The sequence below is a fragment of the Phnomibacter sp. genome (genome assembly GCF_036803085.1).
Lineage (GTDB): Bacteria > Bacteroidota > Bacteroidia > Chitinophagales > Chitinophagaceae > Phnomibacter.
Window position 1 is genome coordinate 432,623 of sequence record NZ_DAIRUZ010000001.1, and the last position, 24,769, is coordinate 457,391.

At 45.4% G+C, this 24,769-nt stretch carries 36 protein-coding genes and 1 tRNA gene; 2 read left to right on the top strand and 35 right to left on the bottom strand.

Annotated features, from left to right (window positions below):
• Positions 1-28 precede the first annotated feature (28 nt).
• The 3 genes from V7Q13_RS01805 to gap form a co-directional block, all read right to left on the bottom strand.
• Positions 29-1,228 (bottom strand): phosphoglycerate kinase, encoded by a 1,200-nt coding sequence (locus tag V7Q13_RS01805; RefSeq protein WP_333798970.1) that lies wholly within the window; start codon positions 1,226-1,228, stop codon positions 29-31.
• A 129-nt stretch (positions 1,229-1,357) separates the two neighbouring features.
• A complete protein-coding gene (locus V7Q13_RS01810) occupies positions 1,358-2,221 on the bottom strand; it encodes a hypothetical protein (RefSeq protein WP_333798971.1) in 864 nt (287 codons plus the stop codon).
• A 16-nt stretch (positions 2,222-2,237) separates the two neighbouring features.
• Positions 2,238-3,251: a type I glyceraldehyde-3-phosphate dehydrogenase gene (gene gap, locus V7Q13_RS01815; RefSeq protein WP_333798972.1), complete on the bottom strand. Its 1,014-nt coding sequence runs from the start codon at positions 3,249-3,251 to the stop codon at positions 2,238-2,240.
• Positions 3,252-3,407: 156 nt separating this feature from the next.
• On the opposite strand from gap, the gene V7Q13_RS01820 reads away from it, so the two are divergent.
• Both V7Q13_RS01820 and V7Q13_RS01825 read left to right on the top strand, forming a co-directional pair.
• A tRNA-Glu gene (locus V7Q13_RS01820) sits at positions 3,408-3,479 on the top strand.
• Positions 3,480-3,557: 78 nt separating this feature from the next.
• Positions 3,558-4,682, top strand: coding sequence for a site-specific integrase (locus V7Q13_RS01825; RefSeq protein ID WP_333798973.1), 1,125 nt, complete (start codon positions 3,558-3,560; stop codon positions 4,680-4,682).
• A gap of 459 nt (positions 4,683-5,141) precedes the next feature.
• Here the strand turns inward: V7Q13_RS01825 and V7Q13_RS01830 are convergent, their stop codons facing one another.
• From V7Q13_RS01830 to V7Q13_RS01985, 32 genes are all read right to left on the bottom strand, one after another.
• A complete protein-coding gene (locus tag V7Q13_RS01830; protein WP_333798974.1) occupies positions 5,142-5,369 on the bottom strand; it encodes a hypothetical protein in 228 nt (75 codons plus the stop codon).
• Positions 5,370-5,396: 27 nt separating this feature from the next.
• On the bottom strand, positions 5,397-5,906 hold the full coding sequence (locus V7Q13_RS01835) for a lipoprotein (protein WP_333798975.1): 510 nt from the start codon (positions 5,904-5,906) through the stop codon (positions 5,397-5,399).
• The gene (locus tag V7Q13_RS01840) at positions 5,903-7,126 is read right to left on the bottom strand and encodes a right-handed parallel beta-helix repeat-containing protein (RefSeq protein WP_333798976.1); all 1,224 of its coding nucleotides are present in this window, start codon (positions 7,124-7,126) and stop codon (positions 5,903-5,905) included. Before V7Q13_RS01840 ends, V7Q13_RS01835 begins: the two co-directional genes overlap by 4 nt.
• Positions 7,127-7,138: 12 nt before the next feature.
• A complete protein-coding gene (locus V7Q13_RS01845; protein WP_333798977.1) occupies positions 7,139-8,875 on the bottom strand; it encodes a hypothetical protein in 1,737 nt (578 codons plus the stop codon).
• 3 nt (positions 8,876-8,878) lie between these two features.
• On the bottom strand, positions 8,879-9,505 hold the full coding sequence (locus tag V7Q13_RS01850) for a hypothetical protein (RefSeq protein ID WP_333798978.1): 627 nt from the start codon (positions 9,503-9,505) through the stop codon (positions 8,879-8,881).
• A gap of 12 nt (positions 9,506-9,517) precedes the next feature.
• A complete protein-coding gene (locus V7Q13_RS01855; protein ID WP_333798979.1) occupies positions 9,518-10,252 on the bottom strand; it encodes a hypothetical protein in 735 nt (244 codons plus the stop codon).
• A 2-nt stretch (positions 10,253-10,254) separates the two neighbouring features.
• Entirely contained in the window at positions 10,255-10,530 is a 276-nt protein-coding gene (locus V7Q13_RS01860; RefSeq protein WP_333798980.1) for a hypothetical protein, read from the bottom strand.
• Positions 10,527-10,997, bottom strand: a complete 471-nt coding sequence (locus V7Q13_RS01865) for a M23 family metallopeptidase (RefSeq protein ID WP_333798981.1) — start codon at positions 10,995-10,997, stop codon at positions 10,527-10,529. The genes V7Q13_RS01860 and V7Q13_RS01865 overlap by 4 nt, the downstream gene beginning before the upstream one ends.
• Positions 10,997-11,599 carry a hypothetical protein gene (locus V7Q13_RS01870; protein ID WP_333798982.1) on the bottom strand — a complete coding sequence of 201 codons (603 nt, stop codon included), beginning with the start codon at positions 11,597-11,599 and terminating at the stop codon, positions 10,997-10,999. The genes V7Q13_RS01865 and V7Q13_RS01870 overlap by 1 nt, the downstream gene beginning before the upstream one ends.
• Positions 11,600-11,637: 38 nt before the next feature.
• The gene (locus tag V7Q13_RS01875; RefSeq protein WP_333798983.1) at positions 11,638-12,660 is read right to left on the bottom strand and encodes a hypothetical protein; all 1,023 of its coding nucleotides are present in this window, start codon (positions 12,658-12,660) and stop codon (positions 11,638-11,640) included.
• A 1-nt stretch (position 12,661) separates the two neighbouring features.
• Positions 12,662-13,420 (bottom strand): hypothetical protein, encoded by a 759-nt coding sequence (locus V7Q13_RS01880; RefSeq protein ID WP_333798984.1) that lies wholly within the window; start codon positions 13,418-13,420, stop codon positions 12,662-12,664.
• Positions 13,413-13,595, bottom strand: a complete 183-nt coding sequence (locus tag V7Q13_RS01885; protein WP_333798985.1) for a hypothetical protein — start codon at positions 13,593-13,595, stop codon at positions 13,413-13,415. The genes V7Q13_RS01880 and V7Q13_RS01885 overlap by 8 nt, the downstream gene beginning before the upstream one ends.
• A complete protein-coding gene (locus V7Q13_RS01890; protein WP_333798986.1) occupies positions 13,592-13,828 on the bottom strand; it encodes a hypothetical protein in 237 nt (78 codons plus the stop codon). Before V7Q13_RS01890 ends, V7Q13_RS01885 begins: the two co-directional genes overlap by 4 nt.
• A 5-nt stretch (positions 13,829-13,833) precedes the next feature.
• Positions 13,834-14,283: a hypothetical protein gene (locus V7Q13_RS01895; protein WP_333798987.1), complete on the bottom strand. Its 450-nt coding sequence runs from the start codon at positions 14,281-14,283 to the stop codon at positions 13,834-13,836.
• 89 nt (positions 14,284-14,372) lie between these two features.
• Complete coding sequence (locus V7Q13_RS01900; protein ID WP_333798988.1) at positions 14,373-15,035, bottom strand: hypothetical protein; 663 nt, start codon at positions 15,033-15,035, stop codon at positions 14,373-14,375.
• Between the two features lie 51 nt (positions 15,036-15,086).
• Positions 15,087-15,479: a hypothetical protein gene (locus V7Q13_RS01905; protein ID WP_333798989.1), complete on the bottom strand. Its 393-nt coding sequence runs from the start codon at positions 15,477-15,479 to the stop codon at positions 15,087-15,089.
• Positions 15,480-15,533: 54 nt separating this feature from the next.
• On the bottom strand, positions 15,534-15,827 hold the full coding sequence (locus V7Q13_RS01910; protein WP_333798990.1) for a hypothetical protein: 294 nt from the start codon (positions 15,825-15,827) through the stop codon (positions 15,534-15,536).
• 26 nt (positions 15,828-15,853) lie between these two features.
• Positions 15,854-17,632, bottom strand: coding sequence for a transglutaminase-like domain-containing protein (locus V7Q13_RS01915; protein ID WP_333798991.1), 1,779 nt, complete (start codon positions 17,630-17,632; stop codon positions 15,854-15,856).
• Positions 17,632-17,829 (bottom strand): hypothetical protein, encoded by a 198-nt coding sequence (locus tag V7Q13_RS01920; RefSeq protein ID WP_333798992.1) that lies wholly within the window; start codon positions 17,827-17,829, stop codon positions 17,632-17,634. The genes V7Q13_RS01915 and V7Q13_RS01920 overlap by 1 nt, the downstream gene beginning before the upstream one ends.
• 8 nt (positions 17,830-17,837) lie before the next feature.
• Entirely contained in the window at positions 17,838-18,182 is a 345-nt protein-coding gene (locus V7Q13_RS01925) for a hypothetical protein (protein ID WP_333798993.1), read from the bottom strand.
• 80 nt (positions 18,183-18,262) lie between these two features.
• Positions 18,263-18,928, bottom strand: coding sequence for a hypothetical protein (locus V7Q13_RS01930; RefSeq protein ID WP_333798994.1), 666 nt, complete (start codon positions 18,926-18,928; stop codon positions 18,263-18,265).
• A 90-nt stretch (positions 18,929-19,018) separates the two neighbouring features.
• Positions 19,019-19,222 carry a hypothetical protein gene (locus V7Q13_RS01935; RefSeq protein WP_333798995.1) on the bottom strand — a complete coding sequence of 68 codons (204 nt, stop codon included), beginning with the start codon at positions 19,220-19,222 and terminating at the stop codon, positions 19,019-19,021.
• A gap of 387 nt (positions 19,223-19,609) precedes the next feature.
• Positions 19,610-20,089 carry a type II toxin-antitoxin system RelE/ParE family toxin gene (locus tag V7Q13_RS01940; RefSeq protein WP_333798996.1) on the bottom strand — a complete coding sequence of 160 codons (480 nt, stop codon included), beginning with the start codon at positions 20,087-20,089 and terminating at the stop codon, positions 19,610-19,612.
• 62 nt (positions 20,090-20,151) lie between these two features.
• Entirely contained in the window at positions 20,152-20,487 is a 336-nt protein-coding gene (locus tag V7Q13_RS01945) for a single-stranded DNA-binding protein (RefSeq protein ID WP_333798997.1), read from the bottom strand.
• Positions 20,488-20,610: 123 nt separating this feature from the next.
• On the bottom strand, positions 20,611-20,889 hold the full coding sequence (locus tag V7Q13_RS01950; protein WP_333798998.1) for a hypothetical protein: 279 nt from the start codon (positions 20,887-20,889) through the stop codon (positions 20,611-20,613).
• Between the two features lie 148 nt (positions 20,890-21,037).
• Positions 21,038-21,442, bottom strand: coding sequence for a hypothetical protein (locus tag V7Q13_RS01955; RefSeq protein WP_333798999.1), 405 nt, complete (start codon positions 21,440-21,442; stop codon positions 21,038-21,040).
• 117 nt (positions 21,443-21,559) lie between these two features.
• Positions 21,560-21,949, bottom strand: coding sequence for a hypothetical protein (locus V7Q13_RS01960; RefSeq protein WP_333799000.1), 390 nt, complete (start codon positions 21,947-21,949; stop codon positions 21,560-21,562).
• A gap of 144 nt (positions 21,950-22,093) precedes the next feature.
• On the bottom strand, positions 22,094-22,390 hold the full coding sequence (locus V7Q13_RS01965; protein ID WP_333799001.1) for a hypothetical protein: 297 nt from the start codon (positions 22,388-22,390) through the stop codon (positions 22,094-22,096).
• Positions 22,380-22,595, bottom strand: coding sequence for a hypothetical protein (locus tag V7Q13_RS01970; RefSeq protein ID WP_333799002.1), 216 nt, complete (start codon positions 22,593-22,595; stop codon positions 22,380-22,382). Before V7Q13_RS01970 ends, V7Q13_RS01965 begins: the two co-directional genes overlap by 11 nt.
• Positions 22,592-22,942, bottom strand: a complete 351-nt coding sequence (locus tag V7Q13_RS01975) for a hypothetical protein (protein ID WP_333799003.1) — start codon at positions 22,940-22,942, stop codon at positions 22,592-22,594. Before V7Q13_RS01975 ends, V7Q13_RS01970 begins: the two co-directional genes overlap by 4 nt.
• A gap of 6 nt (positions 22,943-22,948) precedes the next feature.
• Complete coding sequence (locus V7Q13_RS01980; protein WP_333799004.1) at positions 22,949-23,377, bottom strand: hypothetical protein; 429 nt, start codon at positions 23,375-23,377, stop codon at positions 22,949-22,951.
• Positions 23,378-23,393: 16 nt separating this feature from the next.
• Entirely contained in the window at positions 23,394-24,647 is a 1,254-nt protein-coding gene (locus tag V7Q13_RS01985) for a hypothetical protein (RefSeq protein WP_333799005.1), read from the bottom strand.
• Between the last annotated feature and the right edge of the window lie 122 nt (positions 24,648-24,769).

A 24,769-nucleotide genomic window follows, 5' to 3' on the forward strand; every position in this document is an offset into this window, starting at 1 on the left:
CAACCGCTTTTGTAATCTGAAGATTTACTTATTTAATTGCCGCAATGCCGGGCAATACTTTTCCTTCGAAATATTCGAGCATAGCGCCACCACCGGTGCTGATGTAGCTCACTTTATCGGTGTAGCCAAATTCATTCACCGCAGCTACACTATCGCCACCGCCTACCAGGCTAAAGGCGCCGTTAACGGTGCTTTCTGCAACAGCATCCGCAATGGCTTTGGTACCTGCCTGAAACTTTTCCATTTCAAACACACCCATGGGGCCATTCCACAAAATGGTTTTCGATTTGCGAATGACTTCTGCAAATACACCAGCTGCTTTGGGGCCAATGTCGAGGCCCATCCAGCCATCAGGTATGGCATCGCTGGGGGTAACTTTGGTGTTGGCATCAGCAGCAAATTTGTCGGCAATTACACTGTCTTCTGGCAGGTGAATGCTTACACCTTTTGCAGTGGCCTTAGCCAGCAATTCGGTAGCAGTAGTAATGCGGTCATCTTCGCACAAGCTGCTGCCAATGTTTCCCCCACGGGCCTTCATAAAAGTGTAGGCCATGCCACCACCAATTATTATGTCGGTAGCACGTTCGAGCAGGTTTTCGATGATGAGAATTTTATCACTCACTTTGGCACCGCCAATAATGGCTGTGAAAGGTTTTTCGCTTTGATGCAAAACTTTTTCTGCAGCAATTACTTCGCCTTCCATCAGCAGGCCAAACATTTTTTTACCGGCTTCAAAATAGTCGGCAATTATAGCAGTGCTGGCATGTGCACGGTGAGCTGTACCGAAGGCATCGTTTACATACACATCGCCGAGCTTGCTCAGTTTTGCTGCAAACTCTGGGTTGCCTTTTTCTTCTTCTTTGTAAAAACGCAGGTTTTCGAGGAGCAGCACTTCGCCGGGTTGCAGCATAGATGCGGTGAGGTATGCTTGTTCGCCAATACAATCATCGGCAAAGAACACTTTGGTGTTGCCGCCAAGCAGTTCGCTCAGGTGGGCAATCAAATGTTTCAGCGAGTATTTGGCTTCGGGACCTTCTTTTGGCCTGCCGAGGTGGCTCATGAGAATAACGCTGCCGCCATCGGCTAAAATCTTTTGAATAGTAGGTAACGCTGCCCGCATACGGGTATCGTCGGTAATGGCTTGTGTTTGCTTGTCCAGTGGTACGTTGAAGTCCACACGGATGAGGGCTTTTTGCCCGGCAAAATTGTGTTGTGAAAATGCTGACATAGGTCAAAAAAATTTTAGTTATTGAATAATGATTGGCCTGCTGATGCAGGTGTGATGCTTGTGGCTGCAAGGGTTGTTTACAGCATCCGCAAGATAAACATGTTGCCTCACTATGAAGACTGACAAATATTAGTTATCCGGTTCTTTATGGTTACTTTCTTCAGTAGGAGGCAGCTCTTCCATGGCTGTTATTTCCGCTATCAATTGCTGTAAGCAATCAAGGTTACGGTCAAATTTATTGTCGGTTGTTTTCAGCTTTATTTTTCGTAGTGCCGAGCTGATGTACATGTAGCCTTGCGTGGCTTGTTCGATGCTAAAAAAACAGCTGTTCCAATCATCCAGTTCATTGGCGTATGCCATGCGTACACCATTGCTGAAATACATTTGAATGGGTTGGGGAAACCAATCGGTTGGTAGTATTTCCAATTTATTGTCGATGGCAAACTGGTAGCAAGCCTCCACAAATTGCAGGTATTGCAGGGTGCGTTTTTTTATGGCAGCAGGTGTTTCTGCGCTGTCCGGAGGAATGCGCCATTGGTTCATGGCAAATGCCACCGGGTTGGCAGTTTTATGTTTGCCCATAGGTGAGGCTTTTAGCATGCCGGTAGTCCTTTTATCAGCATAGCTATCATCATCATATTCCCAAAATTCCAGTTGGTTGTTTTTAATAGGCTTAATCCGGAAGTAAATGTTGGTTGCATGAATGTTGCCCGCTCTGTATTGCAAGTGCACTTGTTGGTTTTGCTGTATCCATTGGCCACTATCAGCACCAGTAAGGCTGAGCAGGGTATAGGTGCTGTCGCTGTTGAGTTGCAGCATGGTGCAATTTCTTGCCAGTTTAAAACTTCCGCTTTCAATCATCCAGAGCTGGGCAAGCTTTGGTTTCTTTTTAAAGGGGAAAATAAGCTGACAACTGCTGAGCAGTATTGCGGCGCAAACAAAAAGGCCACCGCTGCTGCGGTAGCCTTTGTATTTCAAAAAATGAAATGACATAAATAAAAAGCCGTGATTACTTGCTGATGAGTTGGGCGAAATAACGAACGGTGCGAACCAGTTGGCTTACATAGCTCATTTCGTTGTCGTACCAGCTTACAGTACGAACCAGTTGTGTATCGCCTACGGTTTGTACACGGGTTTGTGTGCCGTCGAACAAGCTACCATAGCTGATACCAACGATATCGCTGCTTACAATTTCGTCTTCGGTATAACCAAAGCTTTCGTTAGCAGCACCCTTCATGGCAGCATTGATTTCTTCAACGGTAGTTTTTTTACCCAACAAAACAGTCAGTTCGGTAAGCGAACCTGTAAGCGTAGGTACACGCTGGGCGCTACCATCGAGTTTGCCTTTGAGGCTGGGCAGTACCAGGCCAATGGCTTTGGCAGCACCAGTGCTGTTGGGCACAATGTTTTGTGCAGCGGCACGGGCACGGCGAAGATCGCCTTTAGCGTGGGGTGCATCCTGTGTATTCTGGTCGTTGGTATAAGCGTGTACGGTGGTCATTAAACCATTTACAATGCCGAATTGATCTTCTAACACCTTGGCCATAGGAGCCAGGCAGTTGGTAGTACAGCTGGCGCAGCTGATGATGGTTTCGCTACCGTCGAGTGCATCGTGGTTTACATTGAACACGATGGTCTTGAGATCGCCGGTGGCTGGTGCAGAAATAACCACACGCTTAGCACCTGCTGTAAGGTGAGCTTCAGCCTTGGCTTTGTCGGTAAAGAAGCCGGTACACTCGAGTACCACATCTACATCGTGGCTGCCCCAGGGAATATCAGCAGGATTTTTTTGTGCGTAGATTTTAATCAGGTCGCCATTCACGGTGATGTTGTCTTCACCTGCTGTAACAGCCTGTTCAAAACGGCCTTGGGCGCTGTCGTACTTTAAGAGGTGGGCCAACGTCTTGGGGCTGGTCAAGTCGTTGATAGCAACTACTTCGATGCCTTCCATATTGTAAATCTGGCGAAAAACCAGGCGACCAATTCTGCCAAAACCATTGATGGCTACTTTTACTGTGCTCATAGTATTTTGTTTGTGATTGTGTTTTTTAATGCGTCGCGAAGGTAACCTATTGATGGCATTTCAGAAAGCTGTTAAAAGATGATAATTATCAGCGAAACAGAAATTTTTTTTGGTTGAATAGATGAGCCCCCTATTTTTGCACTCCCAATCGAAAATGGCTCGTTGGTCAAGCGGTTAAGACGCCTCCCTTTCACGGAGGAATGACGGGTTCGATTCCCGTACGGGCTACGAAAAGGGGTGTAATAGTCCTGATTACGCCTAAAAATTGCGCATGTTACTGCATTTGTTACACACCAATGCTTTAACATGCGTATTTCGTTTATACCATACCTGAGAAAGCGCAACGCTACTTCAACCGGTGGCACACTGTACATACGTGTTACCGTCGAAAGAAAACACATTTACATAAGCCTGTTTGAGTACCTGGAAACAAAACACTGGAGCAGTAGCCGTTACATTGTAAAGAGCAGCCACCCAAACAGTTCGGCTATCAATGATTTACTACTGTCAACTATTGCCAGCATTCACCAAAAGGTACTAATACACAAACTGTCTGGCTTGCCGGTAAACTTTACAACTATCCGTGATTTGCTTAAACCTGCTGTTTGCAATATGCCGAAAAATACGTTTGCTGCTGTTGTGCATGAGTACATGGCTTTTGCCAATGTAAAAGAAGGGAGAGCTAAGCAATACAGAACTACACTGAGCCTGCATAAAAGAGAAAAACTGCCAGAACTTATACAGGAATTGACCGAAAAGCATTTTGTGCAATTACAGCAAAATTTAGTTCGGCAGGGTACTGCCTACAATACAATCCTTTCACATTTTAAACGCTATAGGGCGGTATTGTCGTGGTCAATGGATAGAAGCATGATTGCTGTTAATCCGGTGGCAAAAATCAGGCTGGGAGCGTGGCAAACAAAAATTGAGTTTTTAAGCGTGAATGATCTTGCTGCTATAAAAAACGCTTTACCCGCTTTGCCTGCTGAATTGCAAAATATTGGAAAGGTGTTTTTATTTTGCTGCTTTACAGGCCTCCGGTTTGGCGATGCCATGGCGTTGCAACCTGAAAACCTGATTGATACTGAAAATGGCAAAGCATTACACTACAGGCAAGCAAAAACCAGTAAGCAAGAATTGCTGCCAATGCTGCCACAGGCATTGAAGTTGTGGCCGGAAATTCAGGGGTTGAAGTACAGCAACCAGTACTTTAACCGGGCATTGAAAGATATAGGTAAAGCAGCTGGCCTTACCACCAATATTACGGCACATATTGCCCGGCACACGTTTGCAACGATTGCCATAAACAAAGGCATTCGGCTTGAAGTAGTGCAAAAACTGCTGGGCCATGCCAACATAAAAACTACACAGGGCTATGCGCATTTAATGCAGTCAACAAAGTTTACGGAATTATCGAAGTGGGATGAATAACCCCGCAAGCGGGGGGATAAAGGCATGAGCAATCTAAAGCAGCAAGGGGCACAAAAAAGCCGGTAAGTTGTTTACCGGCTTTCTGCTTTGAGTTGGCTCCCTATCCCTGGGGCTGCATCCCTGCAAGCCTTGCGTTTCGGTTGCAGCTCAAATGTAGTTAAATTCCTTTTATATACCGTGCGTAATCAGCTGTATGGTTTGTGGTGATATTTTTTATCAGGTACCGGGTGCCATCAGTATCGAATGCAATATAGTAGGTTGTATGCTTATTGGCTTTGTAACGGCAATAATAACGACCAAACCGCGGTTGTTTGGTTATGTAGTGTTTTTGGGTGGGAATGCTGTAGATGAAATCTACTAAATTATTTGCGTATGTCTGTGCATTTTCTAAATAACTGAAATAACCCTTTTGCAATAACAGTTTGCTGAGCTTGGTAACCTGCGATAAAACTTTTGGTGTTAGTGCGACCTTTTCCATTCTGATTCTATATGGGCTAAAAGTTGTGATCTAAATTCTTCCACTGAAATGCCTTCCTCCCATTCTTTATCAAACTGCGTTTTTTCGAGTAACCCCATTTCCTTTAGCACTGGGGTAAGTGCTGCGCCGTGCTTTTTCATGTTGATGGTAATGGTAGCGATTTCGCCTTTGGCGTTTTTAGTGGTAGTAATGCCTGCAACTTTTGCCATAACTGTAGATTGAATACCCAAATATAGCTACACTTTTACAATCCGAAATTTCCTGATGAGGCGGAGCAGTTGCCAAAAAACAACTGCGAATATTGCCAGCGCAACAATACCGATCACCAAATGCTGCCAGGTAACAAACTCTTTTTCTTTTTGGGTGCTGCTGGAGCTCTGATGTTGGCTCAAACTATCGTAGCGCATTTTCCATATACTGTCGGCACTTTCTGTTTGTTTGCTGGTTTGGCCTTTGCCGTATTCTTCAGTGTACACCGGGTAGTAAACAGGATAGGTAATAACCTGGCCATCTTTGCCGTCTTTGCCATCTCTACCGTTTTGCCCGGCTTCTGGTTTTGTTGGCTGGTACCAGGTACGCTTAAAAAACTCAAAAGCAGAATCGGCGTTGCTGCTGGTACGGGCGGTACTGCCGCTATTTTCTTTTTTGGTGGCGGTACTGTCGCTATGTGTCTGCGTGGATTGCTTGAATACTTCGCAGGAAGAAAGCAGCAGCAGTATAGTGATGGCAAAAAAAAACTGTTTCATTGTGTAATGCGTTTGGTTTGGGTATTGATTTTCCGCTGTTGATTTTTTAGCCGGAAGGAGGGCGCATTGATAGGCGGCGGTACTGTAGTGCAGCTGGTGTATGTGCTGAATACATCTCCATTTAGTAACGGCCCTGCACTGGCCAACGTATTGTTGCATAAATAAACAGCCGTGGCATTTGTTTCTCTGATGGCATTGCGCAGAGCTTGCCCCACAACAGTATTTTCGATGTAAACATTCAATGGAAAAGCAGCATTTCCGTTCTTTTGCAAATACATTCCATCTGGCCCGCCGGTTTCATCTACATTCACAGTCATGGCGCCATTGGTGAAGGTGCAATTTTGAATCAGTAAATTGCCATACCCGTAGCATTGCAGGTAAGGCCCGGTGCCGCCATCTATAATCACATTGCGAACAATACCAGAGCTGCTACCACCTACAACAATACCTGCACGTTGTACCGCAAAATTGCGCTGCCCGTAGTTGTAGATTTTCACATTGTCGATCAACACATTTCGGTGCAGTGCAACTTGTATGCCGTCCCCAGCAAGGTTGTATAATACTCCATTTCGAATGATGGCACTATCCCAAAATACATTGGTTGTATCGCCTTCGCTGGTTGGGCCTCTGTAAATGGCCTCGCTGGTTTCACCATCAACATTAACAGTAGCGGTGTTGCCAATACTGAAATTTTCCAACACCCACCAACCCATAGGCCCGCCGGTGGTTGGATTGCCAAAAAACGATGCTGCAGCACTTAACAGCTTTACATTTTTCACCTTAAAATACTTGCTGGCATCTACATTGAAATTGTTAGTCATTACACGGGTTTCATTCCATACCACTGTTGTAATTGTATCGGTACCGATAAACTCCCACCAGGGTGCGGAAATGCGTATACCGTATGCGTTGCTGGTATTGCTACCAACCCGCATGCCGCTGTCTACCACAAACACCACGGGTGCTGCTTGTGTTCCGGAAAAACCCTGCAAATTGATAAGCTGGTAATGTCCTTTCAACCGTACAGAATCGCCGGGAGAAACAACCTGCCCAAAATTTAAATTGTATAGCTGTATGGCCTGCCCTGCTGTATTGCCGCCATACAAAACAATGTTGGCTGCAAATGTTTGTATGGTGGCCACTACCATGAGTAGTATCAATAAAAAAAGGAGCCAAACAAGTTTGGGCCCTTTGGAATTATAATTGTAACGGTAATACATTGCTGTAGTTATTTATCGGGGTGTAGTAAACAGATAACGCCAATCAATCCAATCTATCTGCATGGTTCTTGCAGTAGTGCCAACGCCGTATTTCGTAATGCTGGCTGTTAGTGAAAGGTTGGCACCGGCTGGTAAACTTGCGCCGGTATGCGTAGCGGCCAAAGTGCCGCCGATGTATAACCTGGCAGTATCACCTGCAGGTGTAACCTCTATGCGTAACCGTTGAAAGTCTGAAGCTGTACCGCTGGTAACTGGTACGCTTGTTGTGGTAAACAGTCTGGTACCAGCGTTCGCAGTTACAAATTGATAGTTCGCACTGGCTGCACTACCTGTAGTTGTACCGCCTGCATCATACAGCACATAAATGCCGTTGGTCTGATCTTTACCTGTGCTACTCATCAATCCAAACACCGTGAAATAATCTTCACCAGCTGCATACAATGTTGGATGTCGTACATCGATACCGGTGGTAAAGTAACCACCGCCAATGACAAGCATGTTCATGCCGCTGGCATTATACAAAGTAGTACGGCCGGTAGCTGTGGTACCAGTACTTAACGATAAAATGCCGGGCCTGTTTGCTGCCGGGCTGGTAACTGTGCTTGCACTGGTACCAGAGCCGGTTGCGTTGACAGATAAACCATTACTACCCCCCTGTGTAATAGTGGGTGCAGAATAGAAATCGTAAAATTCCTCCACACTACTGCTACGGCTGCTTATAGATGCACCAGCATATAATTCATCGGCTTTTCTTTTGGTGAGGTAGCTACTATCCGTAAAAGTTTGAGTGCTGCAATTTGTGCAACGAAGGCCACCATTTTGCACATCCTGTACATCTATAACGCCAGGTATGGTGCTAAGAGTAGCAGCTGCAATCTGGTTGGCTACATTGGCTTTACTCGCTATAATACCTGCCGTATCTGCATTGACTATTACGCCATTGTAACTGCCCCCGTATGGCATAGTGGTAATGCCCGTGCCTGCCGTTACTTCTTGCAGCTTTTGATTGATGCGAACACTAAGGCTGGTTGTATCGATGGTGGAACCCGTGGGAAGTAGGGTTGATGGTATTCGTACAAATGCGCCACTTACCTTATCATATCCCCAAAAATCGTACTTGGTTAATGATGCTGCAATTGGTTTGTATTGTGTACTTAAAAAACCATCTTGTGCCCTAATTGTATCGCCACGTAATCGAATGCTACTACCAGTGGAACCTTCTGTACCCGCACTGCCACCATAAAATGCACTCTGTAAGCTTATGCCATTATTGTATGAGTTGCCGCCTGCTCCTAAAATGATGGTGTTATTATACCGGTCTATTCCTTTCATTTCGGCACTAAACGGGCTTAAATAGTAGTATGGTGTGTTATTGCTTGGGCTACTGTAGGTAAATTTTAATTGTGTGCTACCTATCAAATTAACTGTAGTGTTGTTCAGCAAAGTATCTGCCCATTGCAATGTGCTGCCTACTTGTTTCAAGCCATTGCCAATTGTGTAGCTGGTACCGCCACTACCGGGAAAAACTTTGTTCCAGGTGCTGCCGGTGGTGCGGCCAATATACAGGCCGCTATCGGCTCCGGTTGTTTTGTACACCAACAAGCCCGGCCTGGCCGTTGGCAGTGTGGTGAGGCGTGGTACATAAATGGCTTTACGTGCATCAACTGTATTGGCAATAATGCTTGTTGATTGTGCTACAGAAAGCAAGCTGCAAAAGCAGGCTGCCACAAAAAAAAGAAAACGCTTCATGGTTTACAGGTTGGGGTATTTAAGAATTGGATTTTTACGAATAGTCACTATAACAATTGGGCCTTGTAAATAGATTTCTGCATTGATATATATCGTTTGGTCAACACCTGTAAGGTTGGTATGCCCAACGTTGATGAAAAAATTTTGACCCTCTAAAATTGAGGTGTCTAAAATGTCGTTCGAAACATTGGAGGTACCCAATCCAGCTATTCCAGTATTACCGTCATGAACAACAATTTTTTCTATTGTCTCCAGCGGCGGCAAAGTGAACGATGCACCATTCCAACCGGGCCCTGTATCGCCTAATCTAAAAGCCAGCTCATAAGTATCAGAAACTGGTACCAACGGCTTCAGCTCCCATGTACAGCCAAACGGCGCAAACGTGCGGTTGATAAACCAGTAGTAAAAATTATACCCATCTCCACCGTCTGATATGGCTACCAAAGCACCTTCCACACGGGCTATTGCGGGTACTGTGGCAAATACTTCTGCCTCATCTGCATAAGCACGGTGGCGTGCCACTATGGGCAACATGGTACCATCTACAGTAATAACCGTATCGGGTATTGGGAAAAACAGGTATGGATTTGCCCACTGATAGCGTGGTAAATATTGTTGCTGAAAACTCATTGGAGTAATTTTTTATGCGCAAAATCCACTGGTGGTTAGGCCAACTTCATTGCCGTTTAAAATGAATATTTCGCCGTGGGTATTAATCAGCCCGGCATTGATGCCCTCGGTGGGGAATGGTGCTACAGCAGATGTGCCCGGTGGCATGGCCGGTGTTTCTAAAAATGGATCGGAAAACAATGTAATGCCCGTGGCAAACTCCACACTATCGCTGTACACGGTTATTTCTTCGGCTCCGCATGGTGGTTCACCAATACGCACCCGATACGCATACACATTGCCTATGGGGTCAACTTCGGTAAACGTAACCGGCAGCGCATGGTTGGTGCTCAATACCACGGGGCCAATCTGGTTGCCGTCTGCCAGATATGCTTCAATAGCCTGGCTGCGGTAAATGCGATTGCCGCCCACTACCTGCATGGTAAACAAACCGCCAAACTCAATTTGGCTGCGAATGAATGAACTACCCGAAATGCGGTACAACAATGCCGAATTTTTTACCGGCTCTGTGGTTGGTTCTACAATTACCAAATTCAGCAATTCACTTTCGTTGCCTGCAAGGTTGGCCACGGCAGCTGCCAGTGCCTGGTACTGCTGTGCACCGGTTATAACTTTTACCGGCTGCAATTGCGCTACCGTTACTGCATTAAGGTGCTTTACCCAACCTACGTAAATGGTTGTGGAAGATGCAGCTTCACCGCCACCGCCTTGTATGGTAATATTTTTATTAAATTGAATGAGTGCCATGCTTAGCGGTAAATGCCGATGCACACTACAGCCAATAAATTATTGCTGCCTGTAGTAAGCGGGTGGCTGTTATCAAATTCGATGCTGTACTGTGTATGGTCTGCTACATCTGCGCTTACCTGGGCAATGCTCATGCTTTCGCCGGGTGCAATGGTTAGCAGTGTGTTCACCCTTACCGTTACATCGCCTTCGTTTTTCAGCAGTATGGCATTTGCGCCTTCGGTTTCTAAATAACCTGCACTGTTGTATGCCTTGATGGTATTGTATGCTTTTCTCATAGTGGTGGCAAATAGTTTAAGGGGTTTACTGCCTGGCCTTTTTCGTTGCGCATTTTTATGTGCAAATGGGGCCCGGTGCTGTGGCCGGTATTGCCGCTGAGTGCAATCAATTGTCCACGCTGAACGGTGGAGCCGGGCTGCAAAAAATTGTTTTTATTCAGGTGAGCAAAGCCAGTGGTAAAACCGTTGGCATGCTTGATGGTCATACTTAGGCCTCCGCCGTTTACAGTATCATTCCACACAGCTGTAACCACACCGTTAGCCATAGCATATACCGGCGTATTTTCTGGTGCTGCCAGATCAATGGCGGCATGTGGCCGGTCGCCACGCATAGCGGTAAAACCGCTGGTAATTTTGATGGCAATTTTAAGCGGCCACGCAAAGCTGCTTTGTTGCAATACTGTTTTTGCTTCGCTGATTGTAGAGGCTACCATAATAATTGCGGCTATTAAAATGAGTGTTTGCATTACAGATTTGATAAACCAAAAGCAGCGGCCACCCAACCCAACGGCCCTAATGCTTTTTGGAGTGTAACGGTTTTTTTATTGCTGATGCTTACCGGGAATACTTCTACCCGGTTTTTACTAATAGAAGTCAGGCCCCTGTCTTTGTAAAACTTCAATAGCCGATTGCGCAACAAACTGTATGCACTGGCTAAGTTGGCATTGATGGCAGCAGCCACATTATCGGTAATGGTTGTGCTGCTGAATTGCTTTGCCCCAAATTGTTTTGCAATGGCGTTGATGTCTGCCATGGCCCTGTTTTGCCCCTGCGCACTCCAACCGTAAAACATAGCTGCCAGGTGTTGGTTTTGTAGCTTACCTATGCCGTACTGGTTCCACCAGCCAGCCCAAAACTCATCTGCCAAAGCGTTTATTTCTGGCCCTACTTTCCCATCTTTTACAGAAAAAAAATAGTTGTATGGCACATTGCCTTTTTTCTTTTTCCAGGCATCAATTAATGCCCAACCTTTCCAGTTTTTACCGGCTTGCTTGCGGTCGATCCCCCGATAGGTTTCGCCACTGGCGGCTGTACCGCATTGTATGCCGTTGCAATACCCGCCTTCCATGGTGGCTTATATGTTGGCACTTGCCTTGTAGGTTGCACTCATTTATTCAATTCTTTTATCAGAATTACGCCAATGAATAAATACGCCAATGGCTTTATTTTATCAATCATACTTTCACTGCTGGAAGTATTAGCCTCATTTACTGCGGTTATTATTTTGCTATTATCGTTTTTCAACTGTGCTGCACTTTCTTTACTTATCAGCCCTTTTTGCTCAGCAATAGAAATTTTTAAATTTTGATCAGATACCCATTTTTGCATGTTGTACCCATCATTGATGCGCTTTGTTTTTTGCGCTTCGTTTGCCACAAACGCAACGGTAATACCAGTAACCGTTAATGCTCCAATACCCGCAATAATCCACCATGCTACTACGGGTAATGCACCAATGCCCGGCGGTGTTTTTGAAAAAGTATTATTGAGCCCTTTTATACTGTCAATATCGGCCCGCATGCTGGTAAGCAACAAAATGCCCTCATTGAATATTTGTTGCTCTGTTTGCCCTAAATTTCGCTTCGCCAAATTGTTTAGGTAAGAAGTAAGCCCGTTGTACTTTACTTTTAGCAATTGCACTTCGTTGTAAAATGCTGTAAGGGCTTGTGCTTTGGCTGTATCGCCAGTTTTGAAGCTGGTAGCAGAAAGCCCAAAGTAAGCCGGGCTAATTACTGCATAAAACCTGCCTGTGCCGTCAGCCAATGAAAATGCGGCAATGAAGTATGTAAACTTACTTATCGCTACACGCATGTATGCGTATGGCAACTGTATTTTGCCGAAAATTGTTTCTGCAAAAAATTCTGCATTGATGCCAAATGTTTGGCCGGTGTTACTATTGCGGGTAAATCTTACACTGCCAGCAGGAGAGGGGCCTATGCCAGCTGAATTGTTTTGCAATTGTTTCAGCCTTCGGTTAGCATCTTCGTAGGTTCTGTAATAGTTGTACGCTGCTATATTTTTGTTTGGCAGTAGGTACACGGTTGGTGCAGCATAGTACGTTTGTTCTATGCCCAATCGTTGAATTTCTTGAATATCAGCAGCAGAAAGCAGTTCACCTATACGTGCCATATCAAAGTAGGTTTATCATGTTGAGCAAAGAAGGTTTTTGCTGCACCTTCTTTGCAATGGTTTCTAATTTATCCAACCAACCTTCAGGGTCAATGCTTGAAAAAATGGCAATCACGTTTTCTAATTTTTGCTGATCGGCGGTAAGCGTTTCTGCCGTGGCTGGTTCTGCTGCCGGTGCAGGTGTAGCCCCTGCCTGTGGTTCTACAGCGTGCAGCCCCGCCACCTTGGCTACAGGTGCGGCATTGCTGCCTACAATGCTGGGCAATACAGCCGGCGCAATGTCTGCAATGATGTTGCCTATACGGTTCCACGGGTTTGTTTTTTCGTGTTCGGATAATTCGGCCTTCAGCTCTTTGTTTTCCCTTTCGAGCTGTTCCATCTTTACCCGTGTCATGGCAGCATCAACGGCCTGCTGTATGCGTTTTTCCACCTGGTCTTCGGGCACACCTGATATAGTAGGTGCAACGGCCTGCATAGGCTGCTGCTGGCCTTCTAATGCCGACAATCGGATTTCTACTTTGTACATGCCTTTGGGTACCGCTTTGGGTACACTACAGCTTACCAATGTAAATGCACCACCGCTGAGCAATTGCAGGGTTCTTTCCAACTCATGCAATGCGGTGCCGGGTGTAGCTGTTTCGCTTTCGCTGCTTTTGGCTGTCCAGTTGCCGCCATCGGTGGCTTTGCCAGGATAGATAAACCAGTATGCAAAACCGGTACTTTCAAACCAGGCCAATATGTTTTTGCGCCCTTCAATCATGGTGTTTGTTTTTGCTGTCTGCTGCCAATACAAGCCCGGTGCCGCCTATCAGCATGGTTGCTATTTCTGCGGTAGCGGCATCTATATAACCTTTGTAACGAAGGAGGCCAACGCCAACTATCAACACGCCTGCAACGGTGGTTTTCCAATGCTTATAAAACCGGCTTTGCCTCATTGTCTGTTTTGCTTGTTTTCGAGCTTTAATAAAATTTCCTGTAGCATTTCAGAATGCTTTACCAATAGCAACCTGATTTCTTCGTTTTCCCGGTCAACTGCTTTTTGCCATAGCTGTGTGCGTTCTTCCAACCGGGTAACCCTGTTGGTGATTGCTACCCATACGCCCACAATGGTGAGCAGTGGCACAATCATTTGCAAAAGCAGGCCGATGGGTAAAGACACTTCAGCCATGCTTCTTAATTTCTTTGATAGTGAAAACCGATGTAGAAATTTTCACCAACAACCAACCCGGCAGTTGAGGCTACTTCTACACTACAGCTGCTGGGGTTAATTTGCAAATCGCAGGTGCGGAAAGGTTCGCCGCTGTTGTTTTCGGCACGAAGGCGAAGCAACGGAATGCGCGTTACTACGTCTTCATCGTTTTCTTTGCTTTTCAATGTCAAAAAAGCCTTGTTGAAAACGCCCGTATTGGCTACAGGGTTGCCGCCGGGGCCGGTCGGAAAATCATTGCCGCTGAATGCCTCTACTGCCAGAATTTTTGCATTTTTCAATACATCATCTGTAGGAAAGGAAAAAGATGTTTGGCTGGTACCTGTAACTGGTACGGCCAACATTTTAAAGTATCGTTTACCGTTGCACATAAGTGGGTTTTGTGGTTTATGCTGCCGTGCTGTAGGGCTTGCCATGGTTAAATATTTTTGTATTAAAAAAATCAAAAAAGGCCGCAATTGCAGTAATTGCGTTGCGGCCTTTTAGTATGCTTGTGCAGGCTCCCTTAGTAGTTTACACTGATTTCGCCAAGGGCACTGCCGCCGGTTACCAGGAAACCGTAAAAATCAACACACACATACACACGACCGCTGCCAGTGGTACGCTGTACCAGTTTGCCGCTGTAGCTGGGTGTGTCCAGGTTGATCTCAATGGTAGCACTACCGCTGAGGCGAATAACACCGTGCAGGTCAATCAGGCCGGTGTAGCTGTCCACTTCGCTGTGGTTGCTGGCTGCTGATTGCTGGCTGGTAAGTACCACCCGGCTGTTGTTCATGTCGGCGGCCTTGATTACGTCCCGGTTGTCAATTTTGATATTCAGCTTGCTGGCAAAAATGCTTTCCAGATCGGCGGCCACTACTTCACCAGCTGTAGGTGCAATAGCAGTTTGGTTAGGGTAGCTCTGGTATACACCACTGCCAGGCTTGGCAGGATCTTCGAACTTGAGGCGCACACGGGCGTGGGTGGCAAAAAAAGCATCGTTCTCATCGAGGCGTTGCTCTGTGGCCAATACGCTGCCGGTGGATTTTTTCAATGGAAACTGATATACTCCTTTGGAGTTGTCAGCCAATTGCTCCAGGCGGATAAAACCAACCTGTGGCGTTTTGCCAGTTTTTTCGGCAATGCCTTTGAAAATCTGGCGCATCAATTTTTGATCTACTGTATTCATGATATTTTTTTTGAACGGATTTTGAAAAAAAGAATGGAGGTGTTGCCGTGATTACATTACATCATCATCAGCCAATCCTTGTTCCTGGTTAGGGAAAAAATACTCTGCATCTGCTGCACCCATGATGTTGGGGTTTACATCGCCAATGCCGCTAACGCTGATGGCCTTTTCGGGCTCTTTGCCGTTTTTGGTTACAATACCGTTGGCAATTTCGATGGCGGCAATACCGTTCCATCCGGCTACAGCTCCTTCGATGGCTTCGTTTTTCTTGCCTCCCATGAGCGAAGGCAGAAAAGCACCTACCACCAATTTTGCAATACCACGAATAAGCGGCTTTTGCTTGCCCACAAATTCAATTTTGTTTACCGATGCAGCGGCCAATGCGCCGCCACCGTTATAACCGGCTTTCATCAGTGCCGATTTAATATTCAGTTTTTGTTTCATGTAGAAAGTTTGAGAAGATTATTAAAGGATGTATTTACTCACTCAGTGAATGATTTAGCGGCGTTTTCTCGCTGCTTTTTTAGGGGCTGCTTTTTTACGTGCAGGCTTTGCCGCTGCTTTTTTCTTTGGCCGTGCTGCCCGTACAATTTTGCTGCCGCTGGGTATTACATACGTGCTACCAATACCGGCTACCCGCTTGGATAGGCGTTCCTGGTCATCGTTGAGGCGTTTACGTGCCTGGTTCTCTTTGCGTATGTCTTCCACCTTTTTCAACCAGGCAGATAGCTGGTTGACACTGGCCCCGGCTTTCGGTTTTTTGGGCAGCTTCAGGTATTTCAATTTTGCCATTGTGTTTATTTTTTTGAGTGAATAAATTATTTACGTGCCAGCAACACTACAGCCAGTGCAGCCATGCCCATCATCATCATGTTGCTGTTATTGTTGCCACTGCTGCTGTTGGCAGCAGGTGCAGGCTGGGCGGCGCGGCGTGGTGCAGAAACGGTTACCGGCTCCAATGTGTCGGGCGTTTCCATGGTTGCCAGTTCGCTATTGTTATACGGGCTGGCAAACGTTTCTTTGATTTGTGTAAACTGCTCTTTAATTACTTGCAACAATTCATTGGTGTTGCCACTACCTGCATTGTTATTGATGTTGTCTACAAACTTTGCAGGCGGTTGTATTGGCAGTAAAGGGTACGTCACTGCTTTATCAGCTTCTGATGTTGCAGGTGTTGCACTTGCAAAATCTTCTGTTACTGGCGCAATAGCTGCCGAATCTAAATGATTGGGCACTTTAAAGCCAAAATCTGATTCGATTTTATTTTTTGCGCCGGTGAAAACAGAGAATAACCCTTTTGCAATATTCAACACGGTGTTGCCCAAAGGGATTGTATCGGCAGCCAACTCTAACCCCTCATTCAGTAAGCCTGTTGCAAATTCTTTTTTGGCTTTTTGCTTTTCAGGGTTAGCTAAACGCTTAGCCGCTTTCGCTGTTTTCTTCTCTTGCTTAGCCGCTGTTTTTGCTGGGTTTTTCTTAAATAAACCACCTACACCGGCTTCTTTAGTAGCAATATCGAGGCCCAATAATTCATTGAGTACCGCCTCTGGCTCTTTGCCTCTCGCCCTGGCAATTGTACTGCGTACATCTGCTATGAAAGTGCTCATGCCGTACACAGATTTATTGGCCAACCATTTTGCCAGTTCTAACTGCCTGGCTCTTTTTTCCTGAATGGCAGCAGGCAGTTGTTGCAATAATGCACGGCCTGCCGGGTTGCCACTTGGGATGAAGGCATACAGGAAAATAGAAGCAATATTTACATCACTCAGGGCCGCTTTAATTTTATTGCGCTTGCCGCTGGTAAAAATCTTTTTCAGGTTCAACTTACCTACTGCCGGGCTTTCGAGCATGGCAATGGTTTTTTTCAATTCAGCCATAGCCCGCATGTACTGCGCATGCCGCATATCGGTGAGTTTGCCGCTGTGGCTTTCGGCGGTCATTTCTGCCTCCAACACTTCTAACGCCTTAGCCGCCTGTACCAGTGCAGCGGGTGCCTGTGCTGGCAGCATTACGGGCCTGCCAAACTTGTGTGCAGCCAGTACCGGCATTGCTGCGCCTACTGCATTTACACCACTCAAACGGGCTATCATTGTCATATCAAAATCTTGTTTGCTGGCATAGGGTTTTTCCACGTTGAAGGATGGTAAAACACAATCCAATTTTATTTCGTTGCCCGGCTGCTTTACCACTACATACACATGGGTTGCATCGGGATAATTTTTACTAAAACTTACAAAGCGAAACGTGGCTGGTATATTGAGCGAATGCAGCAGGCAGCCAATAAAAATGCTGTAACCTTTGCAATCACAAAACCGATCTTGCCAAATACGGGCGGGTGTTTTTATCCATTGTACACCCGGCTCATCTTCTACATACCGAATGTGTTTTTTTACAAAGTGCCAGATATTACTACAGGTGTGCAGCGTACTGGTGCCTTTGAGCAATGGCGCAAAACCCCGTAGGTCGTTTTTGCTTTGGTCGTAATATGAAAGAACTTCGCTGATAATGTCGGCGGTTTCAGCGTTGCGTGGATAGGTAACCCGCTTGGCTCCGTCCGCTTTTGGTATCAGCAGGTTTGCAGCTTGCTCAATTGTCATTACTGAAACTGGCTGTTTGCAATGGCCGCCTGAAATATCTGCAACGCTTCTGCTTCGCTTTTGGCTGTAATCACTTCGCCGGTTTTACCAATGGTTACTTTTTTTCCATCGAGCTTTACCAGGTGATTGAAGCAGTCGGTACCGGTGAGCTGCTGGCTTTCGGTTTTTTTTGCTGCTGGTTTTTTAACTGTTGCCATATCTTTTATTAAAATGGTTGCCAATCTTCCCCATCGGGCGTTTCAAAAACAATGTCCGGCTCTGCCGCTGCATCTGCCATGGCTGCATATTCTTTGGGCGCAAACATCATTAGCTTACTGATGTTATCCCTTGGCTTTATGCTGCCGATCAGTAACTGCTCCAACACTTCAGCATCTTTACCCGAATTGGTGTAGTACACTTTAATAGTGTACCGGCTCAAATCGTTGCCTGCATAGGTTACCCGGTCGTGGCCCTCTGCCTGCCGCTGGGTGCTTTGGCGTATATCCGTCCAAAGCTGAAAGTGGCGGTACAGTGTTTTTTTTACATCGGCTTTGCTGTGGCCTACATACACAATCCGTTTGCCTTCTCTTATAATATAAGTGCCGGGCCCGGTGTGTGCTATGCTTGCTTTGCCTTGCTTACCGTTATGCGTTACATAAGCGGGGAGCCATGCAGTAGAAAGAACTTTTTTTTTACGCTGCCAATACCATTGAGGCTGTAACCAGGCTTGCTTTTGCCGCCGCCTTTGGCCGTTACATAAATATTGGAGCGTTGGAAATATTCAGCTGCTTCATCGTTGGTGGCAAATTCGAGGCTTACACGGGCCTTGCCTACGCTGGCTGTGTTGCCAAAACTTACCGCTACAGATTGTGTAAGCGGGAAGGTGAAGCCACCAGCGTACAGCGTGCCGGTTACATCAATCAACTGGTTAAACTTGCCAGCAACCAGCTCACGTATTACGCCCGGTATGGTTTTCAGCAGGCCAATTGTATCTACATAAGCTGTCATAGTTACATCGGTGTTGCCCGGTGTAAGCTGTATGGCATTTGTAGCCCGGTTGGCTTGCAAACTGGTAAGCAGTGTACCTTTTACAGAAAGGTTGGCATTGAAGCTGTCAAAAGCTACAGTAGTGCGTGTAGGGTTGGTAACCCTGATGGTAACCAGCAACGCTATACGCTGTATGCCGGTGGCTTTTTTATCGAGCTGTACCCTGGCAAACTGCCATTGCAGATTTTTTACTGCATTGGCCTTTTCCATGAGTATGTAAGCCAATACGCCTACGCCTCCCACAATTGCTAACGGCTTTAATAACTTCATACGCTGTACCTGCCTGTAAGGCTGCACAAGTGTAGCACGGCCTGCTGTGGCCGGTGGAAGTTTGGGGTATTTTGTGCCATAAAGTACCGATTACAGCACGGCCATAATTTCAGCAACGCTTACCCCTTCGTAACTGGCCAGCTCTGTAACGGTTACTTTCTGATGGCTTTTTTTGCCCAGTGCATCTTTTAATGCCTGGTATGCTTTCCACGCTCCTTTGTACGATTTATGCCCGTACAACTGCATAAAATCTTTTGGGGTAATAAATAGCCGGGTGGGTGGTTGCTTTGCCATATATCAATGCGTAATCAAGAAAAATGCAGGTGTTGAAAATATGCCGCTACAAACGCTGAAAGCCTTGTACAGCTTGATTTTGGTAAAAAAAATACCAATGTGTAAGCAAGCCGTAAGAAAGGTATGTATATGGTACCTGTATGCAGTGGTGTACATGGGCCTGTATTTTGGGATAGTAACGGGCAATAAAAAAGGGTAGGCGCATGGTTGAATGCGCTACCCTTAACAGGTGTAAATTTATTTCTTTTACATTACTTGTACAAACCGAAATATTGTAACTGATTTTTTATTTCATTTGGGCTTACCCCATCTTTCAATGAGGCTTTTATAAATCCCAATCTTACGGCAGGATCTGCCAATAACTTTGCAATCATTTCATCGCCCGGATCAGGATTTTCGTACCAGCGTTTTGTGGGCTTCCCATTCTTTAGTACGTTGCTCTGCTTTATCTTTTTCATGTTGTGGTGTTTTTTGACTTTTCTTTTTGAATACGGATAGCATTAAAAAATCTCCTTCCGGCAATTTTTTACAAAAAATACGCCATCCGTTTTGCAGATCCCGTATTTCGCCATCAATCTCTTTGCTGCCAGGAAATGACTTGTAAAGCGGCTCCGATAACTCAGGCTTTAATCTTGCTTTTATTATCAATCTTACAATTTCGCCCTGCTCATCTTTATTGTAATGGCTCATGTCTTGTTCAAGCATATTTACACCATCTGCACTGTAGTAGCTGTACAGAAATCTCTCGGCACCTTTTAATGAGCCAATACCTGCTTGTTGTGCTGTCTTAAATAATTCACTGATAAGCCAGACACCGCCAAAAAGCAGTAACCAATCTTCTAACTGCCATGTATCTTTCTTTGCCATGCTGTAAAATTAAACAAGGCTGCCGAAAATTGGCAGCCTTGTTGGTGATGGATAGCAGCCGTTTATTTTTCGGCTTCTTTTTGGGGGCTGCTAATGAGTTTCAGCAGCTGCACCGTAAGGCGAAGATCGGCCCGGTTTTCGCCGTTTTTGCTGGTGTAGGCTACGGCAGTGGGTGTGCCCTGCAACTGTACTATAGTGCCTTTTTTAAGGTAGGGGGCCACCTTTTCAGCATCCCAATAACTACAGTTTACCCAGGTGGTTTTGTCCACCTTTACACCCTCGCTGTTTTTGTAGCTCTCTGTATGAGCCACACTAAAGTTTACCACGCTTTTACCGTTGGTGTTGGTTACGGTGGCATCCTGGCCAATGTGGCCGGTTACATGCAATTGAAGTACCATGTTTCTGTTTTTTATGGTTGAAAAAATAAGTTGAGAAAATTGCAACACTGTATTGCCGCAATGCTGGCTACAGGTTGATGTTGGTGGAGTACTGCACTGCGGCAATACATACGTTGGTGGCAATTAATTGGACACCCCCAACTTTTTGACACATTCAAAGAAATCTATTCGCCTAAAAAATCTGACACACTTTTCAGAAAACACAATGCTTTCAATCGTCCAATGTTCATTGGGCTTGTAAACAAAATCATCATTGTATTGAATTTTCACTTGCACGTTTACAGTACCAATAATTGAACAAAGGCTTATATCAACCACTTTACAATTGAAACGCTGTTCAATTTCTGCTGATATTATTTTCAGCAAATGGGCTTTCATTTCATCACTTTTAATTTTTGCCATTTTGACTATTTTTAACTGCCACCAACATTGCATAGGCAATATGTCGGCGGACTGATTAAGTAATTCAACTTTTGTACTTCTATTTGGCTGCATCTAAGGGTTGTGCTGACGTTTTCCAAATTCCGCCACAATCGCCTATGCCTTGCCGTTATGCGCAATTGAGAGACGCTATTTCTTCCCGCAACTTTTTACCTGCTTCAAAACGATTACTTCTCCAACCATGCACGAAAGCCATACTAACAACTTCACTTAATTCATCTGTAAGAAGTTTGATGTATTCTTGTTGCTTTTCTACAAGTTTATTATCGGCATGGTCTATAAAGAAATCAACCAAATCTTTTTGGCAAAGCCTATATTCGCCAGTCCAACCAAATTCGTCGTTTATTCTTTTTTCTTCCAACTTATCCATTAACCAATTATCAACCTCATCCGGCTGAGGACAACGGCGCATAACATTGTGTTTGGCAATAGGCTGGCAGACCTGCGAATCCTGAGCATTTGTGCTGCTTTCAACAGTAGTTCCAGCAGAAGAACATTTATCAACTTTTTTCATTTTATTGTGCTTTTAATTATTAATCAACTTTTGTTCGGGCGTGACCGGCTTCTATTCCAGCCCATCGCCAAGCCCTGCTCGTTGGCAGCAATTAAAACGGCAGGTCGTCATTTTCAACTAAGTGACCCCAGCTTTAAAAGCACATCCAAAATCTTCACAGGCATCGTGTCCATCACATTTTGAACACCTTTGAAATTCGTTATCGTCATCATCAAAATCTTCTTGCCAATTTTGCTCGTTTGACATTTCATAAAATTCATCTGTTGGGCTTTTAGTGGTTGGATTTTCAACACCTAATTGCACCAGTCTATGGTCTGTTAAATTCCCTTCTGCATCATAAAAAGCAAAATGCAAAAAGTTCTTTTCGTTGCATAGTGTTTCTTTTGGTGATGAATATGCACCGTAAATGTGCATTCCGTCAAATGGTTTGTTGTGTGTGTATGGCTCTTTAAATGTTAGTTCGTGGTAAACGCCAACTTCTTTACCACATATTGGACAATTTTGCATCTTGACAAATTAACTGCTGCCAACAATATATTGCCAATAGTGGGGCAGACGTTCCGCCATTGAGCAATGCACTACTATTTAGCTGTATGCCTGTGGTGAGCAGTTGTGCAAGTAATCCCCACCATCGGCAATATTTCAACGTTGCTACTTGCCTTTTAATTTGGCAAAATTGTTGATGCAGGGCGGGTAAGTGGTTTGCTGTTCAAAGTATTCATCATAGCCACCGTTTGGTTTTCGGTTGAACAGAATAGCATCGTTGCACCACTCGGCCAACTCTTGCAACATGGCGTGTTCTTCATCGGTCATGGGCCTGCCGGTAGGCATTATTTTGAGGCTTACCAAACTGCCCAATTCTTTTGCTGCTTCAAACTTTAGCGGCAATGCCAGCAGATTAAACCGCTTTCTGAAACTCATGGTTTGTGTGCTCAGTTTATTGCTCATGGTTATTGTTTGTTGAGGTTTGCAATCGCTTGTTTGCTTCGCTAAGTATCAGCTGCCGCAACCGTTCTTTAGCTACTACCAGGCGGGTGTACATATCCATATCTGGTGCAAAGCCATCTATACTAAAAAAAAGAATAAGGCCGTTTAGTTTGTACAGCTGTAGGTGCAGCCTGGCTTCCTGTTCGGTCATGATTTCATTGTTCATACTGTAATATTTTTTTCGGTGATAACCCGCAGCAATACCATACACATTTGCTGCTTAAATACATCTACCCGTGGGTACATGCGTATTACTATATCCCGTGCCTCGGTGCTGCTGTAGCCTGTATCTACATAAGCCATAAACTCATTGAGCTGTTGCAGGTAGAAAGGTTTTATTTCTACCACTTCCGCCACATGCAGGTTTTCTCCTTTTAGCTGTACCTGAAACCGCTTGCCCTGCTGGTACTTACGCCCATACAGCCGTATAGTGGTGTAGGCTTTGCACTGTAGCTTATTGTTCCAGTTGTAACTAAAATTGAGTACTTCTAAATTGTCTGTTGCTGGTTGCATAATGGTTTATTTGTAACGGTTAAAAATGCGGCCACCTAACAATAACTGAAATGTATTGCTGCTGTAGCGCAGCTCCCAGGCTCCCCATCCGTTTATAAATTTTATACCGGCACAGGGGTACCACTTATTGGTAAGCTCTGCACGGGCTTGCGGGGTATGCCAGGTGTAGCCGCCACCGGCATACAATACCACTGCATCGCCAGCGGTGGTACTGGTAGGCATGTGCAGCCCTATGGTACCGGCTATTTGGGTGCCGTGCCCCAACTCATGGGCGGCAATAGCGGCCAACTCTGCCCGGTGTGCATGTATGAGTGCAGCAGCACTTACAGTAGGCCGCAACCGGGTGGTAAAACCTGCTGAAACATCAGCATGAAATTGTGCGTAAGAAGTAGTGCTGCACAGCAGCAGCAATGTAACAATGTGGTAGGCTTTCATAAATGTGTGGTAGTTTTTAAATTAATATCTCACCCTCAGTGTTGCTCGTAAACCGCTGGTGCAGGCCGGTGAGAAAATCCCACACAGCAGCGGTGTAGCTGGCATCGGTGTTTACATACTGGTACTCCTTGTGCCACTCTATTATTTTTTTACTGTACCAGTCTTTTAGTTCGTAGTTGTTTACATCAAACACCAGCATTTCGGCGGCGGAATAATCTGAAGGCTGTAGTATGCCCAGATACAACTGATGCACATTTTTTTTAATGGATAGTTTTGTTTTATACAAATCATCCCGCCGAATGATGCGCTGTATTTCGATGGGTATGCAATCAAACTGATGGAAGGGTATCAGATCAATGGTTTTGCATTTGCTGGTGTCAGTCCGGTTGTACTCCACAAACTCAAAAAAGTTTTGGCAGTTGCGCTTTACAATGCTCATCAGTCCGCTGCCTGTTTTCAGCCAATCGAGGGTAAAACCTTGCATGCTTTTTACCAGTTCGCCGTACAGGCGCATTTCAAAGCGGTACACATTTTCGTAGCCTTCTATGTGGTAGCGTTCTGCATGCTTGCCACTCATGGCTTTGGCCAATAGCTGTAGCGGCAGCAGCTCTTTGGCTATGCCATTGGCCACCCAAAACCGCTGTATGTAATCTTTCTGGCTTTTTACCAGCTCCTGGCTTTTGTTGTAAATGGTTACTTCCTTTTTGCTTTTTGGGCTGCCCAACTGAAAAGAATTGTACAACATGGTGGGCCTATCCAGCAGGTTGCTTTTAAAACGGCCCCGGCCCTTTAGCTCCACCACTTTGTTTTTTGCCGTTTGGCGTACATACTCATTTACAAAGTGCAGCAGGTAATTGAGCCCATCTATTGCAATATCCAAACGGCTGATGTTGACATACTCCAGTTGCAGATCGGCAGCCAGCGCATGGTAAAACTCCCACAGGCGGCCGGTGTACAGCAGGTGGTTTTTTATATCGAGCTTGCACATGCCCCGCTTTACAAACTTTTCATTTACCGTGTGGCTCAGCAGCGTGGCCAAATCTTCACCCTGGTACAGTACATGCCAGCGGTATTTGTAGTGCTGCGTACCGCTGCCGTAGTATTTGAGGCTGATATTATCGCTGATCTGTACCATGGTATCGTTGCTACTGGCGTGGGGTATGGTATCTGTGGGGTTTTTCATATTGAAACTGAGCCAGTCTATTACCGGTACCACCCTTATTACTTCATCTTGTGGTGGTATCAGTTCGTAGAATTGTTCAATTTGCATAAATGAGAGGGCAGCAAAACAATTGGGGTAAAAAACACCTTCTTGGCGGACTTGGGGGCGGTATTACTCAACCGCCCCAACCAGATTTGTAGCTTTTTTCAAAAAACGGCAGGGGCTAAAAA

What these genes read in the sequence shown, in the direction of transcription:
- V7Q13_RS01805 (WP_333798970.1), bottom strand. Translation starts at nt 1,228, where the DNA reads ATGTCAGCATTTTCACAACACAATTTTGCCGGGCAAAAAGCCCTCATC.
- V7Q13_RS01810 (WP_333798971.1), bottom strand. Translation starts at nt 2,221, where the DNA reads ATGTCATTTCATTTTTTGAAATACAAAGGCTACCGCAGCAGCGGTGGC.
- gap (WP_333798972.1), bottom strand. Translation starts at nt 3,251, where the DNA reads ATGAGCACAGTAAAAGTAGCCATCAATGGTTTTGGCAGAATTGGTCGC.
- V7Q13_RS01825 (WP_333798973.1), top strand. Translation starts at nt 3,558, where the DNA reads ATGCGTATTTCGTTTATACCATACCTGAGAAAGCGCAACGCTACTTCA.
- V7Q13_RS01830 (WP_333798974.1), bottom strand. Translation starts at nt 5,369, where the DNA reads ATGGCAAAAGTTGCAGGCATTACTACCACTAAAAACGCCAAAGGCGAA.
- V7Q13_RS01835 (WP_333798975.1), bottom strand. Translation starts at nt 5,906, where the DNA reads ATGAAACAGTTTTTTTTTGCCATCACTATACTGCTGCTGCTTTCTTCC.
- V7Q13_RS01840 (WP_333798976.1), bottom strand. Translation starts at nt 7,126, where the DNA reads ATGTATTACCGTTACAATTATAATTCCAAAGGGCCCAAACTTGTTTGG.
- V7Q13_RS01845 (WP_333798977.1), bottom strand. Translation starts at nt 8,875, where the DNA reads ATGAAGCGTTTTCTTTTTTTTGTGGCAGCCTGCTTTTGCAGCTTGCTT.
- V7Q13_RS01850 (WP_333798978.1), bottom strand. Translation starts at nt 9,505, where the DNA reads ATGAGTTTTCAGCAACAATATTTACCACGCTATCAGTGGGCAAATCCA.
- V7Q13_RS01855 (WP_333798979.1), bottom strand. Translation starts at nt 10,252, where the DNA reads ATGGCACTCATTCAATTTAATAAAAATATTACCATACAAGGCGGTGGC.
- V7Q13_RS01860 (WP_333798980.1), bottom strand. Translation starts at nt 10,530, where the DNA reads ATGAGAAAAGCATACAATACCATCAAGGCATACAACAGTGCAGGTTAT.
- V7Q13_RS01865 (WP_333798981.1), bottom strand. Translation starts at nt 10,997, where the DNA reads ATGCAAACACTCATTTTAATAGCCGCAATTATTATGGTAGCCTCTACA.
- V7Q13_RS01870 (WP_333798982.1), bottom strand. Translation starts at nt 11,599, where the DNA reads ATGGAAGGCGGGTATTGCAACGGCATACAATGCGGTACAGCCGCCAGT.
- V7Q13_RS01875 (WP_333798983.1), bottom strand. Translation starts at nt 12,660, where the DNA reads ATGGCACGTATAGGTGAACTGCTTTCTGCTGCTGATATTCAAGAAATT.
- V7Q13_RS01880 (WP_333798984.1), bottom strand. Translation starts at nt 13,420, where the DNA reads ATGATTGAAGGGCGCAAAAACATATTGGCCTGGTTTGAAAGTACCGGT.
- V7Q13_RS01885 (WP_333798985.1), bottom strand. Translation starts at nt 13,595, where the DNA reads ATGAGGCAAAGCCGGTTTTATAAGCATTGGAAAACCACCGTTGCAGGC.
- V7Q13_RS01890 (WP_333798986.1), bottom strand. Translation starts at nt 13,828, where the DNA reads ATGGCTGAAGTGTCTTTACCCATCGGCCTGCTTTTGCAAATGATTGTG.
- V7Q13_RS01895 (WP_333798987.1), bottom strand. Translation starts at nt 14,283, where the DNA reads ATGGCAAGCCCTACAGCACGGCAGCATAAACCACAAAACCCACTTATG.
- V7Q13_RS01900 (WP_333798988.1), bottom strand. Translation starts at nt 15,035, where the DNA reads ATGAATACAGTAGATCAAAAATTGATGCGCCAGATTTTCAAAGGCATT.
- V7Q13_RS01905 (WP_333798989.1), bottom strand. Translation starts at nt 15,479, where the DNA reads ATGAAACAAAAACTGAATATTAAATCGGCACTGATGAAAGCCGGTTAT.
- V7Q13_RS01910 (WP_333798990.1), bottom strand. Translation starts at nt 15,827, where the DNA reads ATGGCAAAATTGAAATACCTGAAGCTGCCCAAAAAACCGAAAGCCGGG.
- V7Q13_RS01915 (WP_333798991.1), bottom strand. Translation starts at nt 17,632, where the DNA reads ATGACAATTGAGCAAGCTGCAAACCTGCTGATACCAAAAGCGGACGGA.
- V7Q13_RS01920 (WP_333798992.1), bottom strand. Translation starts at nt 17,829, where the DNA reads ATGGCAACAGTTAAAAAACCAGCAGCAAAAAAAACCGAAAGCCAGCAG.
- V7Q13_RS01930 (WP_333798994.1), bottom strand. Translation starts at nt 18,928, where the DNA reads ATGAAGTTATTAAAGCCGTTAGCAATTGTGGGAGGCGTAGGCGTATTG.
- V7Q13_RS01935 (WP_333798995.1), bottom strand. Translation starts at nt 19,222, where the DNA reads ATGGCAAAGCAACCACCCACCCGGCTATTTATTACCCCAAAAGATTTT.
- V7Q13_RS01940 (WP_333798996.1), bottom strand. Translation starts at nt 20,089, where the DNA reads ATGGCAAAGAAAGATACATGGCAGTTAGAAGATTGGTTACTGCTTTTT.
- V7Q13_RS01945 (WP_333798997.1), bottom strand. Translation starts at nt 20,487, where the DNA reads ATGGTACTTCAATTGCATGTAACCGGCCACATTGGCCAGGATGCCACC.
- V7Q13_RS01950 (WP_333798998.1), bottom strand. Translation starts at nt 20,889, where the DNA reads ATGGCAAAAATTAAAAGTGATGAAATGAAAGCCCATTTGCTGAAAATA.
- V7Q13_RS01955 (WP_333798999.1), bottom strand. Translation starts at nt 21,442, where the DNA reads ATGAAAAAAGTTGATAAATGTTCTTCTGCTGGAACTACTGTTGAAAGC.
- V7Q13_RS01960 (WP_333799000.1), bottom strand. Translation starts at nt 21,949, where the DNA reads ATGCAAAATTGTCCAATATGTGGTAAAGAAGTTGGCGTTTACCACGAA.
- V7Q13_RS01965 (WP_333799001.1), bottom strand. Translation starts at nt 22,390, where the DNA reads ATGAGCAATAAACTGAGCACACAAACCATGAGTTTCAGAAAGCGGTTT.
- V7Q13_RS01970 (WP_333799002.1), bottom strand. Translation starts at nt 22,595, where the DNA reads ATGAACAATGAAATCATGACCGAACAGGAAGCCAGGCTGCACCTACAG.
- V7Q13_RS01975 (WP_333799003.1), bottom strand. Translation starts at nt 22,942, where the DNA reads ATGCAACCAGCAACAGACAATTTAGAAGTACTCAATTTTAGTTACAAC.
- V7Q13_RS01980 (WP_333799004.1), bottom strand. Translation starts at nt 23,377, where the DNA reads ATGAAAGCCTACCACATTGTTACATTGCTGCTGCTGTGCAGCACTACT.
- V7Q13_RS01985 (WP_333799005.1), bottom strand. Translation starts at nt 24,647, where the DNA reads ATGCAAATTGAACAATTCTACGAACTGATACCACCACAAGATGAAGTA.